Raw genomic sequence first — 18231 nt, forward strand, 5'->3', positions numbered from 1 at the left:
TCGATTAGTCATTCTATTGAACCTCGTAAGTACTTAACAATTCTTTTGGGATCACCATAACAAAAAAATTAGATATTGGATGTGATTTAGGTATTTACGATCTTGGTTTGCGTGCAACAAATGCTACATGACCCTTTGACAGAAGGTATTGACCATAACTACGAGTTGTTTCAACTTGGAAGCCAACGCCAGAGAGTTCACTTGCAATAGCTGTTGCTTCGTATAATCGCACGTGGTGTACTTCGTCAGATCGTCTGTAGTGTTCCCCTATCTTACGGAAGCTGATAATTCGGCGTGTCAAAATCATTTGCTCTCGATCTTCCGATTTTTCAACTAATACTACCCAGCTTTCTCCTTCAGTGAAACCTTTAGTTGTAGTACCTTGTGCAACTTGTCCTTTTTCAGCAATGTCGAAGATGAATACACCCCCAGGAGTTAAGGCATTATATATACGCTGGAAAAGCTTAACAAGAATTTGGCGATCGTTGTCTCGATCAAACAGGTAGCTGATACATTCACTAATGGAGGTGACAGCATTGCATGGCGGAATCTCTGTTTTGAATAGTGAATCGATCCGAAATTCGGCATCTGGGACTCTTGTTCGTGCAATATTAATCATCGACTCAGAAATATCAACTCCGAGAACACGATAATGAGACTTAGTAAGTTCTTCTGCCCATAATCCGCTACCACAACCCAAGTCAACCACTAGTCCATCATGTATTTTGTTTTGAGCGAGGATTTCTAAGATGCCAGGAGCAGATTTGAGAGCGAAGTCACGGAAACCGTCATCATGAATAAATGCAAGGTCTTCTTTGTACCATTCATTCATATTGCTTAGAGGCTATTTACCAATTTTTGGGGTTAAATACTTATTACGTGCTTTTCTCTATTACACTATTTTAGCCTTGCGATACCACTACGGTAATTTTATTTTTACTTTCTAAATAACCTCTTATTGCCTCTTCACAGAAATTGTGTAACTAGGTAGATGTGAGGCATCTGTTTGAGTTTTTATAAGTCGCCAGTCATTATCTATATATAAATGCTGAAACACTTGAGAAGGTGCTAAAGATGTTTTTTTTAAATAATTTGTATGATTTATCTCTATATTTTCTAATTCCAGAGCTTTCGATAAAGCCAATTTTGAGGCATTCAGTTTGACTTTAGTGTTAAGCACATCAGTAAACCAGGTGTAGACTGACTCTAAAGTTAGAGGAATTTCTCTATTTTTAAAAGCTTGAAATCTATCAATGTTTTGAAGATACCATTTACCATTTTGAACTCCATATTTTTGGATTACCATGAAATCATAAGCGGGTAATCTTGAGTGAAAACTCTGGGACAAATATGGCTCTTTCCCCATTATATAGCGAGCGACACTGGCACAGTAACCATCATGCTGGAAAATTTGAAAAGACTGTTCTTGTATTCTTTTCGGTAAACTTTCATGAAATGATATGGTAGACCATATTGGTGTCCAAACACCTACCAAAAGCCGTAATTGTTCCGTAACGCTGAAAACAGGATTTTGTTGGCTTAATTTTATAAAATAGGGAAGTAATTCAGTTTTGTAAAATTTAATTTCGTCATTTGAATTTCCTGAGTTTTGTCCTTGAACTCGTGCCAAAATCTCATTTTTAAATTTTACTTTTTTGGGAGCGCTTAATTGATTTTTTAGCAAGAGTTCAAACATCACCATTTACCTTGTTCTCATTTTTTTAGATGATTTGGTAAGAATTAAAAACTGGTGATTTTAGTACTTATACAGGTATCATCTATTCTTTTACCCTGTAAGAGGTAGAGCTTTTTAGCTCCTGCCTTTAACAGTTCTAAGGTGTTTATGTGCTTGATACTATCTATTCTTACTCACAAAATGGTGTGATCTAGATCACTGCAAACTAAAATATATTGAAAAAGCATTTAGAAATCAGAGCATTGCATACATAAATTTATAGCGGCTACTCTCAATACGGTTTGGTTAAGGGGGAAAGGGGAAAGGGGAAGGGGGAAAGTTTAAATTACCCCTTCCCCTTTTCTGAAACCATAAGGGAAGTAAAGAATCCTTATCCGAAAAGGATTATGGCTACTCTCTGAGAACGCCAAAGACGAAACCATAAAGCCCAAGAAGTGTAAAGGATGAAAATTTTGCTCCTTCACACTTCATTGTTGATTTGAAATTTCTACGATTCTCTTCCCGATGCCCAGGTATCACGCCATTTAACGGTACCTTCTTTGGCAATCACCCAGCGACGATTAACCAAATTTTCCCGCAGAGGCGATCGCCCTTCCCGCCACATGGCATATTTATAAGCAATTAGCTTACCAGTGCTTTCATCAAAGGGAATCTCAGCAGACCAAGTATTTGAGTTGATGTACTCCAAAGGATATGCTTTGCTGATATCCCAGTTACCCAACTCTGGACAATCTCCTGTCACCACAATGATTTCACCGGGTTGGGTATCCACACCATTGAGTTGGACGCGCACAATTGTTTGTGCTTTGATCCGTTCCCCAACGTGGCTGAAAACAAGCACTCCCCGTTCTTCTATTACTAGGTCATAAATCTTACCGTCTTTTACTTCATACTTGTTGCGAGTCACTACGCAAGTATGCTCACCATCGGGTAATTCTGTTTCTACTTCAGGGAGAGTAACTTCCCCTCCCCGGTTTAAAGCTACAAAACACAGAGAATCACGATAGCGGCGGACATAACAGTAAACATCGGCGGTCAAGTATTTCTGCCAATGGCTACCCATTGATATAGCAGGATTTAGCCGTCGTAAACCAGACAGCAATCTAATACAACGATAAACTTCACTATCGGTATCCCAATTTTCCATCATCGGGCGGTTATATGGGTCATTACCGCCATCAGTATCGTTATGTAAATACTGTTCTGTGCCGTAATATATACAGGGAATACCGCGAGATGTCATAATTAGGGCGATCGCAACCTTCAACATCGCTGGATCAGGATTCAGCGATTGGAAGCGGCACATATCATGGTTATCGATGAAGGTAACTAACTCTGTTGCCCCGTTATAGCGATAATCCTGGTCAAAAATGTATTGAATTGTTTGGAATCCCATTTCTGAACCTTGGCCCAATGCGGCTCGAATTGCCACACATAGCCCAAAGTCTAGAAGTGTCATGCCTGAGTGATTGGCAAATTCTACCGAGCGATCGTCACTCGGATTACTATAAATCCATTCACCAAAAATAAATACATCTGGTTTGTGATTAGTCATCTCGCCAGTGAATTCTTGCCAAAACCAAATCGGCATGTGCTTGACAGTATCAACCCGCAGTGCATCCACACCTCTGTCTAGCCATTGTTTAATTGCTGACTTAATATACTGTCGATATTCTGTATTATTTTCATTAAAAGTTGCAAGACCAGCTAGTTCACAATTCTGTACTTGCCAATCGTCTTCCCAATTTTGCACTTCACCGTAATGGTGATACCAATGATTGACATCATCATTGAAGTCAGCAATTTTAACGCCATCATCATACAATTCACCTTTGCTACCACTGGTATCAGGGCTACTGTGGTTGCAGACAATATCCAGCACCAGCTTCATATTCCGCTTGTGCAGTTCTGTAATTAACCGATCAAATGTCGTATTTTTTTCTTCTTGGGTAGCATTTAAAGAAGGATTCTCTCCATCAGCAATATAGCGAGGATTAATCCGCTTAAAGTCTTTTGTCCAATAGCCATGCATCGCCGCATTGCTAATAAATAACTCTTCTACTTGCTCGAATAGTGGAGTTAGCCAAAGGGCAGTAACTCCCATATTTTTGAGATAATCTAACTTATCGATGACACCTTGCAAGTCACCACCCCAGTACTTACCCCATTCTTGTCTATTGGGATCGTAGAGTTCTGAATTTTCACCTTCGCTGTTATCTGGATCGCCATCATAAAAGCGATCTACCACCAGAAAGTAAATGGTTTCCTGACGAAATTCAATATCTCTGGTGTAAAGAAACTCTAGGTCAATCTCGGTTTCTGATGGTGGCGTTTCTATAATAGCGTCTACTTTTTCTTGTGCAGAATCAACTTTGTATTGATCTGGGGAAAACTGAGATGGAGGGGTTTTTACCATAAAAAACTCAAAATTTCATGTAATTTACATTTGTAGAACTAACAGTACAAACGCTTTGGCTATTGTGTGTCGCTACAGACATCGGTATTGTGACATCCTGCCCACGGTATAGGTATCTATCGCTAGCTAGTTTATAATTCTATCGATAGATATAATTCATCTGCTAGAGGTTAAAAATCAAGCAATATAGCATTTATTAACGATAATTGCTTAATAAAAAAATTTACAATATTTAATTAAGTTAATCTGTGGTAAAAATTGAGCCTAACTCGTGTTTCAGTGTATATTCGACAACAGATTTTAAAACATCTCAATTCCTTGGAGATTAGCTGTCAACAAGATTTTGTTACACCTGAGCAATATTGAGTAGACCAAGCATTAGCCAACTTTTTCTCTAGAAGATTCGCTCCATTGGTAAACTGACCATTGTCACTTTCAATCTGTTTTTACTGTTGAGGAATTAATTTAGGTAGCAATTATGACCAAATATGACAAGGTTTTTAACTCACCAAAGACATCAGAGGAATCACTAAGTCCAGAGGAAGCGGTAGCAGCGATCGCAACTGTCACTGCGATCGCTGATTCAATGATTGAAGATGTAGATGCAGAAAGTTTAGCGGGTATCCTCTGGGAATTCGAGGTTTTCGAGGAATACTCAGAAGATGAAATTGCCGAAATAGTCGATAGACTCCTAGCCATTGCAGAAGAGGAGGGAATTGGCCCCCTGTTTAATGCTGCCAAAGTATCTCTCTCAGAAGAATTAGTGCTGGATGGTTTTGCAGCTGGGGTAATAGTGCTTTTAGACGATGAACTCGCGATCGCCAAACCAAAACAAGCCTACCTCAAAAAGCTACAAGCAGCCTTAGACCTGGAAGATGAAGAAGCAGAGGAAATTATTAAGGAGGTAATTGCAGCCTTTAAAGAAGCAGAAGAAGAATATGCAGACGAAGACGATGATGATGAGACAGTAGTCATAGAAGATTTTAGCGAACAGACATATCAATCCCCTTTAGGTAATTTTACTGTGCCAATTCCGGTTGATCCCCAGCAGGGCGGTAGAATTCAAAGTCAGGAAGGAGTAGTTGGCTTTTCTGATGACATCGGTACTTTGTTGAGAATCGATTATTATCCTTTCCCTCTAGAACAGTTAGAGGAACTGGAGTCTGTCGGACAAGAAGAATATTTACAAACAATTTTAGTAGATAAGTATGTACCCCAAGCGATTTTTGCCAATGTACCAGATGCTTCTGTGGAGTACACCGAATATCTGGAAGATACTTTGCGAGGCGCTTACTATGTCTTAATTGATATGCCCAAAGGTTCGACAATTTCTAAGCAAGAAAATAATGGAACTGCAATCAGATTAGATGCGTACCGGGGTCTGCTCACCTTTATCAGTGGTGAATTTTTGTATATAGTTAGTAGTCAGCACAGTTTTCTTGACGGCGAAACTCCCGATTCCCTTGAAGAAGAAGCTGAAGATATCAAGGAGAGTATTTTAGAGTTTGTTGAGACTATAGAGTTCAATTAAGTAGTGTAAACCTTAGTTAACTTGTTCAAACTTTAGTAATTCTAGTAATATTGCTCAAATCACAGATGCGATCGCATCTGTGATTTCCATGCCTTTTTGATGGTGAAGTTTACTAAAGTAAGGCATTTCATTAATTCATAGCGAATCAAATTTGGCAATACCCTCCAATAACAATGCATCGGCTTACATTGTTACTACCTGTTATACCTTCTTACCTGCTACTGGTTCAGCTATATTTTCCATATCGACCAGATTCCACTTTAAACCTTTGCTCCTATATATACGCTTCTGCAAATTTGGATAGTCACCGATATCATGGTCTAGCCTTTGACCAACTACTATACATTTGAATATAGAATTGCCCGTGTTTTTCAGCTTGTGCGGCTTACCACCAGCACGATATCCAATAAAATCTCCTGCTTTAACTGGATAAACGCTTTCTCCAATTGTTGCCTCAGCTTCTCCCCCAAGAACGTATACGCACTCTTCTTCGTGATAGTGCATATGAAGCTCCGTTGATTCACGTCCAGGCTCTACTTCAATGATGTGGAAACCGATATTTTTTAAACCTGTCAAATCTCCTAAAGACTTATTCAGTCTGCGAGCATTGGAGTTGAGAAAATGTGTTTTTTCTAGTCCTTCATAAGACTCAATCTCTTCTTTGGTGACTAAATACTTTTCCATTTCTTGATACCAAGGTGCTAAGAAAATTTGATGGTGAACAAGCGAGGGGCCTTCATATAAATTAAGACGGAAGTTAAAACAGGTTTAAGGGTTCTATCTCAGCAGAAGTAATCGCTTCTATTTGTGGATGGGATTATATCATCACCTTGTTATTAAGTGCAACTTCATAGAGAATTGGTATTAATGCGTCGGCTTGCATTAAAAATGCTACGCTTTTACGCAAAACTGTACTAAGTAATCTCTCTATGCAAAAAAGCGATGTCTACGGCGGTCACTGACTTGTAACTACGATGTACACACAAGTCGGAAATAGTAGTCTGTCAAACTAATTCATAATTGAATGGCGTTCTTAATTCAGTGTTCATAACTTATGAACTCATGTGATGTACATTTGGAAAGGGCGGTGTCTGACGACAAGCCCAGAGGCGGAATGTCTCCGGTGTCTACGCTTGTGATTTTTCATGACAATAACCCTGCTAAACAATCGCTATCAAGTTATCCAGGTAATCGGCGCTGGGGGTTTTGGCGAAACCTTTCTGGCAGAAGATGTTCACATGCCTTCTCGCCGTCGTTGTGTGATTAAGCAACTCAAACCGATAACTAATAATGATCCGCAAAATTACCAACTGATCCAACAACGGTTTGAACGGGAAGCCGCAACCTTAGAATATTTGGGTGAAAGTAGTAACCAAATTCCTAAACTCTACGCCTACTTTTCTGAGAACGGGCAATTTTACCTTGTCCAAGAATGGATTCACGGCCAAACTCTGACGAAAATTGTCGAAGCCAAAGGATTTGAGAGTGAAGCTGCTGTTCGGCAAATTCTCTTGAGTCTGCTTTGGGTGTTAAATTATGTCCACAGTAAAGGCATTATTCACCGGGATATTAAACCTGAGAACATTATTCTCCGTTCTGTTGATAACAAGCCAGTTTTGATTGATTTTGGTGCAGTCAAAGAAACAATCCGTTCTGTGGTCAACTCTTCAGGATACCCGACGCGATCGCTCGTTATTGGTACGCCTGGATATATGCCTAGCGAACAAGCCGTTGGCCGCCCAGTTTACAGCACTGATATCTACAGCTTAGGTTTAACGGCGATTTATCTGCTGACTGGCAAACACCCGCAAGAATTGCAAACCGATCTTAAAACTGGGGAAATACTTTGGCAGGAACACGCCCCTAACGTCTCTTCTCAATTGGCGGCGGTACTCAATCAGGCAATTAAGCCTCATGCTGGCGATCGCTACAGCACTGCTAGTAAGATGTTACACGCTTTGCAGTCTGCTAGTAATATCCCTCCTGAGTTAGCTGCAAATACTCCCACAGTTAATTTTTATCCCCCTGCGACATCGACTCGACAAACCCAGCCATTATATTCCCCACAAAAACCAACTGTGATTTCAGGGACTTCCACTCCTGGAAACTGGCAAAAACCTGCTGTAATTATTGGTAGTTTGTTGGTAGGCAGCTTGATTGGTGCAGTCGTGATTCCTAACATCATTCGTCAGCAACAACCAGAAACAACCATTGTCACAAGTCGCACCCCATCGCTAGAATCTTTGCCTACTCCCGCATCTACCGAATCGCCCCTTTCTTCCCAAACTTCTCCAGCCCCAGTTGTACCAGTCTCACAACCACGAGAGCGAGTAATTCCCAATCCTTTACCAACCTTTAATCCCCCAGTTGTATCCACACCACAGCCAGAAAAAGAGCCTGTAATTTCAGATACTCCAGCGCCAGAAGTGTCTTCTACACCACAGCCAGAACCAGAGAATATTGCAGTTCCCACACCAGAAGCACCTTCAGCACCACAGAAGAATGATCAGCCACCTAAAAAAGTAGCTGTAACTACCAGCAGTCAAAGCGTTCCCGCATTTCCTACAGGTACATCCAGAAGCGCCGTAGAAGCTACCCTCGGTAAACCAAATCAAGATTTAAGAGGTGCATGGGGTAAGACGCGTGCTGTTGTTTACAAACTAGTACCAAACAAAATTGATCTTGGCTACTTATTCGATCGTAATTCTCAAGTGCTGCGTCAAACAGAGGTATCTTTTGCCCAATCGGTAGACCCGCAGGTGATGCAAGCTACCTTGAATGGATTGTTAGATGGGCAAGCAACTGAAGAAATTAAGCAGGGACTTAAACAGGTACAACAGGGTCAGTCTGATAATTTCCGTTTTCAGAATGGCTCAGTCAAGGGCCAGATTATCCGCCAAGAATGTAATTTTATTTACATTAGCATTTGGGATGAAAATTTACATGATTTTGTGAGTCCATCGACAGCTAAAAGATGTTAACTTTCTAGAAAACGTTTTTCTCAAAAATTAAATTTTTGTATCTTAGAAGACAGATTCAGGATTCAATATAGTATTTGAAAAACTGTCTTTACTGGACTAAAATCTACATAATTTCGGTCTTCGCAAACACAAAAACCCAGTTTTTAGAATTAATGTATTTGTCTTCTAGGTTTTGTAACTAAACCCATAAAAATCTGTTTTCCCAATTGCCAATTGCCAATTCCCCTTTTCAAACTGAGTTTCAAATTCTTAATCTTCATAAAGTTATAAATACCATTATTAAGTTTTTAATAATACTTGTCTCAGCTTCTACATTCATGTCGTAAATTGCGATCGGAATTGTGTAATCTAAAGACAGCTAATAGCTCATTATTCAATCGAGGTCTGATGACTCCTACAATCATGCGTCAGCTTTGGTCAGTGGTTGAAACCGCGCAAGCCAAGCTCCTCTTACAACTAGATGATGCTAGCTTGGTGCAGTGGTTAGTAAAACAAACCGAAACGCAAGTGTTGTTAGATTCTAACGAAACTGACTTTCTATGCCACTACATTCAATCTCGGCTAGCCCTTATACGTGATATTGCCCATGAACGTCAGTGTTCATGATAGCAAAATCACGATAAATTGATTGATAGTCAAGTGTTATTACTATTGACTATTGGCTTTTTGGGGAAAATAACCTTCCACTAAGCAGTCAGAGCCGACTACACGCCAACGAACACGTTCTAGAGACAATGCCTCAGTCATGGTAGTAAAACCTAAATCGCCCACTGGTGTGGGAGCAATGCTACCACCAATGATTTTTGGGGCAATAAATGCCAAAACTTTTTGCACTGCTCCTTGAGCGATCGCACTAGCAGCTAAGGTACCGCCACATTCCCACAAGACGCTACAAAAACCCCGCTCATATAAGTACGCCATTGCGTTATCTGGTGTAAGTGATGTTAATTCCACGATTTCCACCCCCTGATTGAGCAACAGTTCTTGGAAATCGGGGTTAGCACCCTTTTGAGTCAACACCAAAGTTGGAGCATCCGCAGTTTTCCACAGATGGGCACTTTCCGGTAAGTTGAGATGACGACTCATTACCACCCGCAGGGGATTATGTGCCTCCGCATGATGGCTAGTTAAATAAGGATTATCTTGTCGGACTGTATTGCCGCCGACAATTATTGCATCGCAAGCCGCCCGTAGTTGATGTACTTCATTGCGGGCCTCTTGGCTTGTCACCCAGGCGCTATGACCAGAGGTAGTAGCAATTTTGCCATCTAAAGTCATGGCATATTTTAAAATTCCCAAAGGTCGTTTGTAGAGAATGCGATGCACAAAAGCTTCATTGAGCTGATGACAAGCTGCTTCTTCTACTCCTACTAACACTTCGATCCCCGCCGCACGTAAACGGGCGATACCACCTCCAGCTACCAGTGGATTGGGATCAACCATACCCACTACGACTTTTGCCACTCCAGCTTGGATTAATCCTTCGGAACACGGGGGAGTACGCCCATAGTGATTGCAAGGTTCTAGTGACACATAGATTGTTGCACCACGAGCGCGATCGCCTGCTGCTTGCAAAGCAAACACTTCTGCATGAGGCTCACCTGCACGAGGATGAAACCCTTCGCCGACAATCTCGCCATCCTTGACAATCACCGCTCCCACCAAAGGATTTGGGGAAGTCCGTCCTAAAGCGCGGCGAGCAAGTTCCAAACACCGCAGCATCATGCGAGAGTCAAAATCAGTTCCGATCTTTTCTTTTATAACTGCTGACTCCACTAGATGTATATTTTCCTGAGTGTAATTTGGTAAGGATGCATCTGCTTGAGCGACCACTGGGGAATTATCCATAATTTTAGGCGGCAACACTGTAAATATTCTGCACGCGATCGCGCAGCCTTTCCACAGGAGAATCGCGCTTTGCTGCTGATAATTAATTAAACAGAGTCAAATTCAGGCGCTGTTATTAGCTGTTTTAAATTGCACCAGTTTGTAATATTCATATTACAATTTTTATTACAGCCTTTTTCATCTATCTGAACCACAATCTGGTGTTGGGTAGCACAGCTAGCTGTACTACTCAACCATTTAAAGCGTCGCTACAAGTTCCTTTAAGCGATCGCTTGCATTGCGAAAGATGGGACAACTATCTTTTTGGTAGCAACTTTCGCTTAAGTAAATGAGATTCTAGTTTACGAAGATTTTTATCTGCATCTACTAGTATATACTGAAACTATAATTAATGACAATAAGTAGTATTTTATACTGTTTTTATTAAGTAATAAGAGGAAACCGTAATGGCTTTAGACCCTATTAAGTTTTTTAATGCCTGTAATCCCAGTAAGACTCTAAAAATTGAGAATAAAGAAGACCAACAGTACTATATTGACTTCTCGCCAGTCCGTGGAGGTAATGTAATTCAACGTTTACGACGCACGATCGCTAATCAACCAGATGAGTCAACCTGCCAATTATTCACTGGACATATTGGCTGTGGTAAATCTACAGAACTATTTCGACTCAAAGATGAATTAGAAAAGCAAGGCTTTCATGTAGTCTACTTTGAGTCCAGTGCAGATTTAGATATGGCAGATGTGGATGTCAGCGATATTTTATTAGCAATAACTCGTCAAGTTAGCGCCAGTTTAGAAAAGGTTAAAATCAAACTCAGACCAAGCTATTTTGTCGATTTATTTAATGAAATTGCGGATTTTTTACAAACACCAGTAGTTCCAGAATTTGAATTTTCATTACCTTTGGGAATTGGTAAAGTCACTGCTAAGACTAAAGATAGTCCCAGACTCCGCAGCCAGTTGCGACAATACCTAGAACCTCGGACTAGCGGCATATTAGAAGCTATTAATCAACAGGTATTAGAGCGTGCCAAAGAGCAGCTAAAGCTACAAGGTTATCAGGGATTAGTGGTAATTATCGACAATCTAGATCGCGTCGATATTTCTCCCAAAGCCTCTGGCCGTTCTCAGCCAGAATATCTGTTTATTGACCGGGGTGAGCAGTTAAAGAAGCTGAATTGCCATTTAGTTTATACCATTCCCCTAGTGTTAATTTTCTCCAATGAATTAAGCACTCTGACAAATCGTTTCGGGGTGAAGCCTGTACTCTTACCAATGGTGACAGTTAAGAACCGTGAAAAAACCTATAACTTAGAAGGGATGAAGCTCCTGCGACAAATGGTTTTAGCACGGGCGTTTCCTTGGCTAGGTGAAATAGAACGGTTGAGTCGCATTAATGAAGTTTTTGATTCAGATGAAACCTTAGACCGTCTTTGTCGAGTTAGCGGTGGACATGTGCGAAATCTGTTAGTTTTGCTTTACAGTTGTTTGCAAGAAGATGACCCCCCTATTGGGCGGGACTGTTTGGAAATGGTTATTCGTGAGTATCGGGATGACTTAGTTTCAGCAATTAGTGATAGTGAATGGGCGCTGCTGCTGCAAGTTCTGAAACAGCAAGACAATGTTAAAGGAGAGGACGAATACCAAACTCTTTTGCGAAGTATGTTTTTATTTGAATACCGAGATATTGATGGACGCTGGTTTGATATTAACCCTGCGATCGCAGAATCGAAGAAATTTAAGCTATGAGTGACTCTTATCAACCTGAAGATGTAGTTGTCTACAATGAACGCTCCCTGAAAAAACTAATCCGCTCAATTACGAATTCTCAGGGACACTTTGCGTTAATTTTGGCACGTTGTAACTATTGCAGTTTGCGAGACCAAATGGTGCAGCAGATCAAGGAAGAATGTCAAGTTGAGATTCGAGAGCTACATCTGTCAAAATCTATCAAAACACTTTACACAACAATTGAAGCTAACCTGGGAAATCAACTACCTCAAGCTTTGATGATATTTGATTTGGAATTAGTAGATGCAATTGACCAACTTTTAATTTCTACAAATCAGGTAAGAGAGGAATTTCGTAAGAATTTCCAGTTTCCGATAGTTATTTGGGTAAATGATCCAACCTTCCAAAAATTGATTCAATTAATGCCTGATTTTAAGAGTTGGACAGGTAACTCAATTAAGTTTAAAATTGCTACAAATCAGTTAATCAACAACCTGCATCAAATTGTCAATTCCCTATTTACAGCAATTCTTAACGTCGGTGCTGGGAAGTTTCTCGATAATGCTTACCTCAATCTTGACCTTGGTATTCTCCATTTAGGGGAAATTGAATCTGCTGTTAGGGATTTACAAATATCTATAGAAAAATTAGAGCCTGAACTAGAGGCAAGTTTACAATTTTTGCTAGGTCGGGAAGCAGATGCTAATGGACATAAATCTGAAGCTAAAAATTATTATGAGCAAAGTATAGCTGTTTGGGAAAAGAAAGTTAAAAATAAACACAATGTGTCATCTGATGATTTGAAACGTTACGGATGTTTACTTTGGCATCTGGGTTTTTGGTGGGAACAGTATGCAATTTTGCATCGTTCTGAATATTACGAAGCTTGCCTAAAAGCTAAAGATTATTTTCAAAAATGTGTTGAGGGTTTTAGGCAGCACAAATACCCAGATTTAGCAGCAAAATTTATTAACGCTTGGGGTGAAGTTTTAACCAGATTAGAAGCGTGGGATGAGTTAGAAAAAGTTGCGTTAGTCGCTATTGAGCTACACCAAACTTACCCTGAGCCAATCAGACTTGGCTACAGTTATGGATTCATGGCTGAGGTAGTGCTGAAAAAATCTCAATGGATAGAGGCTAAAGAATATGCAGAACTAGCATTAGAAACGAATGCAAATATTCCCTCAGAACAAATAACTAATTGGGAGTGGGAACGCAAATTTTATAAAAATTTATACTTACTTTTATTGGCAGAAGCTCAACAAAATCTCAATTACGTTACAAAGGCGATCGCTAATTTAGAAACCGCTCGTTCTGAAAGTAATCCTCAACACGATCCACTGCTATATATTCGCATTTTGGCGAAGCTGCGATCGCTCTACTTTGACCAAGGTAACTATTTAGAAGCATTCCAAGTTAAACTAGAGCAACGTTCAATTGAGCAACAGTATGGACTACGAGCTTTTGTAGGCGCAGGACGCTTACAATCTAAGCTACAAGTTATTAATCCTGGACTTGCAGTGGCCGATCCAAAAGCAACAGTAACTCAAGAGATTGCTGCTTCTGGAAGAATGCAAGATGTGAATCGATTGATTGAAAGAATTAGTCGTGATGACCACAAATTGACGGTCATTTATGGTCAATCAGGAGTAGGTAAAAGTTCCCTGGTTCAGGCAGGGTTATTACCAGCTTTAAAGCAAAGAGCCATAGATGCTCGTGATGTTGTGCCTGTTCTTTTGCAAGTTTATACAGATTGGACAAAAGTTTTAGGAAGTCGCTTCGTAGAATCACTAGAAGAAGTTAGAGGCTTAAGCTTTCCTCTGTTTTTAGACTCGATGGCAGGTTTTGTAGAAGAGCTAAATAAAAATATAGAGAAAGGTTTGTTAACTGTTCTGATTTTTGACCAGTTTGAAGAGTTCTTCTTTGCTTATAAAGACCAAGATAAAAGAAGACCTTTTTTTGAATTTATCCGAGATTGTCTGAATATTCCTTATGTAAAAATTATTCTGTCTCTTAGAGAAGATTATCTCCATTATTTATTAGAGTGTAATCGCTTAACCCATTTGGATGCAATTGATAACAATATATTAGATAAAAAAATTCTTTATTACTTAGGGAACTTTTCGCCGGAAGATGCCCGTTCTGTAATTCAAACCTTAACAGAAAGTTCTCAGTTTTATCTAGAGCCACCGCTAATTGATGAGCTAGTACGAGATTTAGCTAGGGATTTCAACGAAATTCGCCCCATTGAATTACAAGTTGTAGGAGCGCAACTGCAAACTGAGAAAATTACAACTTTGATTCAGTACCAAGAACAAGGCCCTAAAGAAAAATTGGTAGGGCGCTTCTTAGAAGAAGTAGTTAAAGACTGCGGTAACAATAACGAACAGTTTGCCAAGCTAGTCTTATATTTGTTAACTGATGAAAATAATACTCGTCCTCTGAAAAATCGTGCTGAATTAGAAGCAGATTTAGCATTAGAGCCTGCGAGATTAGATTTAATTTTGAAAATCCTGGTAAAATCAGGCTTAGTATTTCAAGTGCCAGGATTTCCGGCTGACAGATATCAATTGGTTCATGACTATCTAGTACCATTTGTTCGTGAACAACAATCAGCCCGATTAATTGCTGAATTGGAGAAAGAAAAAGAACAACGAAAACTCACCGAAGCCAAACTAAATCAGGTTTTGACACAACAGCTAAGAACTGCACGTAAACAAACTTTTACATTAATAGGATTAATAAGTGCAATAAGTGTAATCGCAGTAGGGGTTACAGCAGCTTACATCAACACTTCTCTAACATCAGATATTTCTTCAAAAGATGACATAGGGCTTGAAGACCTAGTATCAGCTATTAAAGTAGGTAAAAAACTGAAGTTTTTATCAATAGGGGTGATACCTGAAACTCGGCTAAAGGTTATTTCAAATCTGGGTAATGCAATTCAGAAAATTAAAGAAATCAACCGTATAGAAGGGTATGATAAAGCAATTACAGCCCTTAGCTTTAGCCAAGATAGCAATATGTTAGCTACCGCAAGTGAAGATGGTACAGTAAAAATGTTGAGAGTAAGTGACGGTTTACTTCAACAATGGAAAGCTCACAATGGCAGTGTAATATCTGTTAGCTTTAGTCATGATGCAAAAATGTTAGCTACCGCAAGCAAAGACGGTACAGCAAAAATTTGGAGTATTCCTGAAGGTAAAGAAATTCAAACCTTGAAAGTTGATAAAGGGGGTGTAAATTTCGTTATATTTAGCTCTAACGGTAAACTACTAGCTACTGCCAGTAAAGATAAAAAAGTCAAAATCTGGAATTTATTTGATAAAAAACCGACTAAAACTTTAGCAGTGTTGAATGATGAAGATGTAATTGTTAATTTCAGTCCTGATAACACGACAGTTGCTACAGGAGGACGGTACGACACTGTTAAACTTTGGAACCTGAAAGCGAAAAAACTTCAACCTACTGATATTAATGACTATGGTACATTTGCCATGAGTTTTAGTGATGATGGAAAAGCTATTAATTTGTTTAATAAAGATGGAAAACTGAGGCAATGGTCTACTGATAATAGACCATTCCTCATTAAAAATGATACAACTTGTAGTAAAGGAAAGAAGATATTAAATCTTAGTATTACTGGGAAATTATTCGCAATCCAAGAAAAAGAGCAAAATAATATTTTTGACGTAATGCAACTAAGTGATAATAATTGCAGCTACTTAGCCATGAACCTTAAACATAATAATATTACCAATGCAAGCTTCAGTCCTGATGGCAAGCTATTAGCATCAGTTAGTCAAGATAGAGTTGTGAAAATTTGGGATGTTAACTACAAAGTTGCCTCATTCAATAGAAACGATAGAGAGAAAGATAGAAATAAGAATATAAGGTTTAGTTTTGATGGTAAAACTGTTGCTATTGGCAGTAATGACAATAGTATAGAACTTCAAAATCGTGATGGCACTCATATTAAAACTATCCAGGGAGATAGTTCAATTCTCAGCTTTAGTCCAGATAATCAAACACTCGCAACTGGAAGCGCTGACGATATCTTAAAGCTTCGGAAAATAGACAGCAAAAAAGAAATTACTTTAAAAGGTAGCACTAATAGGATTACAAGCATTGACTTCAGCCGTGATGGTAATTTGGTTGCTGCTGCCAGTGTAGATAATTTAGTTAGACTCTGGCACAGTAGCGATGGAAAATTTATAGGACCCTTAAAAGGGGACACAGAGCAAGTTACTAATGTAAGTTTTAGCCCTGATAGCCAGATAGTAGCTACTATCAATGATGACAATAAAGTGCAACTTTGGAATAGCCACGATCTTAGCTTAATTAAACTCTTAAAAGAAAACGCAGAAAAAGTTACAAGCGTTATATTCAGCCATGATAGCAAGATGCTTGCCACCATCGGCGATAACAATTTAGTAAACCTTTATAACCGTGATGGGACTCTAATGGATGTCTTGTATGGGCATAATAGCCAGGTAACAAGTGTAGAGTTTAGTCCAGATAACAAAAAGCTCATGTCAGTTAGCCCTAAGACTGGTGAGATAAAACTTTGGGATATCAGCAATGGCAAAGTTAAATCTATTGATAACTACGGCACAGTTAGGGCTAAATTTAGTATTGATGGCAAATTCATTGCCTCAATTAATCAAGATAACACTGTGAAGTTATGGAGGGTTAACGGAGAAGTACTTCCAACCCTCAAGGAACATAATGACAAAATTACCGAGGTAAGTTTTAGCCCTGATGGAAAAAAGATTGCTACTAGCAGTGATGACGGTACTGTGATGCTTTGGGATATTATAAATGGCAAATCACTCAATCACTGGCGAGAACATACTAAAGAAGTTAATGATGTTAGTTTTAGTCCTGACGGTAAATTTATTGCTTCTGCAAGCGCTGACAATACTATAAAACTTTGGAAGAGCGGTGAAGAGAAACCTTTCAAAACTCTAAAAGGATTTAGTGATGGAATCAATGATGATATAGGCATCGATCAAGTCAGATTTAGTTCTGATGGAAAAATCATTAGTGCTATTAGCTACAAAACTTCTTCCCATAACTGTGTTTATCGTTATAACTATATTGTGAAGTTTTGGAATATTGATCCTAATGTCAACATTAAAGAACTAAAACCTCTTAAACAAGGCCATGTCAGCATTCCATGTGAAAACAGTATAGGTTTTTTTATCAGTTTTAGTCACGATAATAAGACAGTTGCTTTCGTAAATAAAGATGATAGTTTAAACCTCTGGACTTTAAAAGGCAAGCAAGTAGCAACTTTATCTGGTCATACTGATTGGGTTAATAGTGTTGCATTCAACCCTAATGGTCAAATTATCGCCTCTGCTAGTGACGATAAAACTGTAAAGCTTTGGGATATAAATGGGAAATTGCTCAAACCGATTATGAGACGCGGTGATAAAGTCAATAGTGTAAGTTTCAAGCATGATGGAAAAACTATTGCTTCTTCTAGTGACGACAAAACTGTAAAACTCTGGAATCTTGATGGTAAAGAAATAAAACCTATATTTGATACTGATAAAATTACAAATATACGCTTCCGACCTGATGATCAAGTAATTGCTTTTATTAGTGGTAACGTTACTAAATTATGGAGTTCAGATAAAGAAAAGACTGAACCCTTACAAAACAGTTCTAGCAGTTATGGTAGCTTGAGTTTCGGGGATAACGGCAACAAACTCGCTTTTGGGGATGAGGCTCAGGCAAATCTATATCTTCTTAATAGTTGGTTTACGCAAGATCCCTACTTACTTTATCCCATCACTTCTTTCTCAGGTGATCGATTTAACCTTAATGGCAACAAGACAATTGAGCTTGATAGCAATGAGGGAAAAATATATCTCAATGATAATTTAGATGATTTACTCAAACGTGCCTGTAGTTGGGCATCTGGTTATTTGAAGAATAACTCCAATGTGGCAGATAGTGATCGCACCCTCTGCGACGATATCAACACTCAGTAAAAATTGAGCGTAGGGCTAGCCCTG

At 39.1% G+C, this 18231-nt stretch carries 10 protein-coding genes; 5 read left to right on the forward strand and 5 right to left on the reverse strand.

The genetic code is table 11. The features are described 5' to 3' along the window. Positions 1-94 precede the first annotated feature (94 nt). The 3 genes from IQ274_RS13785 to IQ274_RS13795 form a co-directional block, all read right to left on the reverse strand. Complete coding sequence (locus tag IQ274_RS13785) at positions 95-832, reverse strand: class I SAM-dependent methyltransferase (protein WP_194142582.1); 738 nt, start codon at positions 830-832, stop codon at positions 95-97. 123 nt (positions 833-955) lie between these two features. Further along, a complete protein-coding gene (locus IQ274_RS13790) occupies positions 956-1696 on the reverse strand; it encodes a hypothetical protein (RefSeq protein WP_163934195.1) in 741 nt (246 codons plus the stop codon). Between the two features lie 487 nt (positions 1697-2183). Continuing rightward, the gene (locus tag IQ274_RS13795; protein WP_163937087.1) at positions 2184-4112 is read right to left on the reverse strand and encodes an alpha-amylase family glycosyl hydrolase; all 1929 of its coding nucleotides are present in this window, start codon (positions 4110-4112) and stop codon (positions 2184-2186) included. 478 nt (positions 4113-4590) lie between these two features. Here IQ274_RS13795 and IQ274_RS13800 point away from each other — a divergent pair, with 478 nt between their 5' ends. Continuing rightward, positions 4591-5643 carry a hypothetical protein gene (locus tag IQ274_RS13800; RefSeq protein ID WP_163937091.1) on the forward strand — a complete coding sequence of 351 codons (1053 nt, stop codon included), beginning with the start codon at positions 4591-4593 and terminating at the stop codon, positions 5641-5643. Positions 5644-5844: 201 nt separating this feature from the next. On the opposite strand, the gene IQ274_RS13805 is transcribed toward IQ274_RS13800, so the two are convergent. Then, positions 5845-6327: a cupin domain-containing protein gene (locus IQ274_RS13805; RefSeq protein WP_194142583.1), complete on the reverse strand. Its 483-nt coding sequence runs from the start codon at positions 6325-6327 to the stop codon at positions 5845-5847. Between the two features lie 461 nt (positions 6328-6788). Between IQ274_RS13805 and IQ274_RS13810 the strand changes: the two genes are divergently transcribed. Together IQ274_RS13810 and IQ274_RS13815 are read left to right on the forward strand one after the other, a co-directional pair. Continuing rightward, the gene (locus IQ274_RS13810; protein WP_194142584.1) at positions 6789-8624 is read left to right on the forward strand and encodes a serine/threonine-protein kinase; all 1836 of its coding nucleotides are present in this window, start codon (positions 6789-6791) and stop codon (positions 8622-8624) included. A gap of 387 nt (positions 8625-9011) precedes the next feature. Next, entirely contained in the window at positions 9012-9230 is a 219-nt protein-coding gene (locus tag IQ274_RS13815) for a hypothetical protein (protein WP_163937100.1), read from the forward strand. A 42-nt stretch (positions 9231-9272) separates the two neighbouring features. Here the strand turns inward: IQ274_RS13815 and ribD are convergent, their stop codons facing one another. Continuing rightward, the gene (gene ribD, locus IQ274_RS13820) at positions 9273-10472 is read right to left on the reverse strand and encodes a bifunctional diaminohydroxyphosphoribosylaminopyrimidine deaminase/5-amino-6-(5-phosphoribosylamino)uracil reductase RibD (protein ID WP_194142617.1); all 1200 of its coding nucleotides are present in this window, start codon (positions 10470-10472) and stop codon (positions 9273-9275) included. A gap of 446 nt (positions 10473-10918) precedes the next feature. Here ribD and IQ274_RS13825 point away from each other — a divergent pair, with 446 nt between their 5' ends. Both IQ274_RS13825 and IQ274_RS13830 read left to right on the forward strand, forming a co-directional pair. Next, entirely contained in the window at positions 10919-12223 is a 1305-nt protein-coding gene (locus tag IQ274_RS13825; RefSeq protein WP_194142585.1) for an AAA family ATPase, read from the forward strand. After that, positions 12220-18207: a hypothetical protein gene (locus IQ274_RS13830; RefSeq protein ID WP_194142586.1), complete on the forward strand. Its 5988-nt coding sequence runs from the start codon at positions 12220-12222 to the stop codon at positions 18205-18207. The genes IQ274_RS13825 and IQ274_RS13830 overlap by 4 nt, the downstream gene beginning before the upstream one ends. Positions 18208-18231 lie beyond the last annotated feature (24 nt).

This window comes from Nostoc sp. LEGE 12447, assembly GCF_015206985.1.
Classification (GTDB): Bacteria; Cyanobacteriota; Cyanobacteriia; order Cyanobacteriales; family Nostocaceae; genus Nostoc.

Bases quoted from the DNA above. Each gene is read 5' to 3' on its own strand.
- IQ274_RS13785 (WP_194142582.1), bottom strand. From the start codon at position 832: ATGAATGAATGGTACAAAGAAGACCTTGCATTTATTCATGATGACGGT.
- IQ274_RS13790 (WP_163934195.1), bottom strand. From the start codon at position 1,696: ATGTTTGAACTCTTGCTAAAAAATCAATTAAGCGCTCCCAAAAAAGTA.
- IQ274_RS13795 (WP_163937087.1), bottom strand. From the start codon at position 4,112: ATGGTAAAAACCCCTCCATCTCAGTTTTCCCCAGATCAATACAAAGTT.
- IQ274_RS13800 (WP_163937091.1), top strand. From the start codon at position 4,591: ATGACCAAATATGACAAGGTTTTTAACTCACCAAAGACATCAGAGGAA.
- IQ274_RS13805 (WP_194142583.1), bottom strand. From the start codon at position 6,327: ATGGAAAAGTATTTAGTCACCAAAGAAGAGATTGAGTCTTATGAAGGA.
- IQ274_RS13810 (WP_194142584.1), top strand. From the start codon at position 6,789: ATGACAATAACCCTGCTAAACAATCGCTATCAAGTTATCCAGGTAATC.
- IQ274_RS13815 (WP_163937100.1), top strand. From the start codon at position 9,012: ATGACTCCTACAATCATGCGTCAGCTTTGGTCAGTGGTTGAAACCGCG.
- ribD (WP_194142617.1), bottom strand. From the start codon at position 10,472: ATGGATAATTCCCCAGTGGTCGCTCAAGCAGATGCATCCTTACCAAAT.
- IQ274_RS13825 (WP_194142585.1), top strand. From the start codon at position 10,919: ATGGCTTTAGACCCTATTAAGTTTTTTAATGCCTGTAATCCCAGTAAG.
- IQ274_RS13830 (WP_194142586.1), top strand. From the start codon at position 12,220: ATGAGTGACTCTTATCAACCTGAAGATGTAGTTGTCTACAATGAACGC.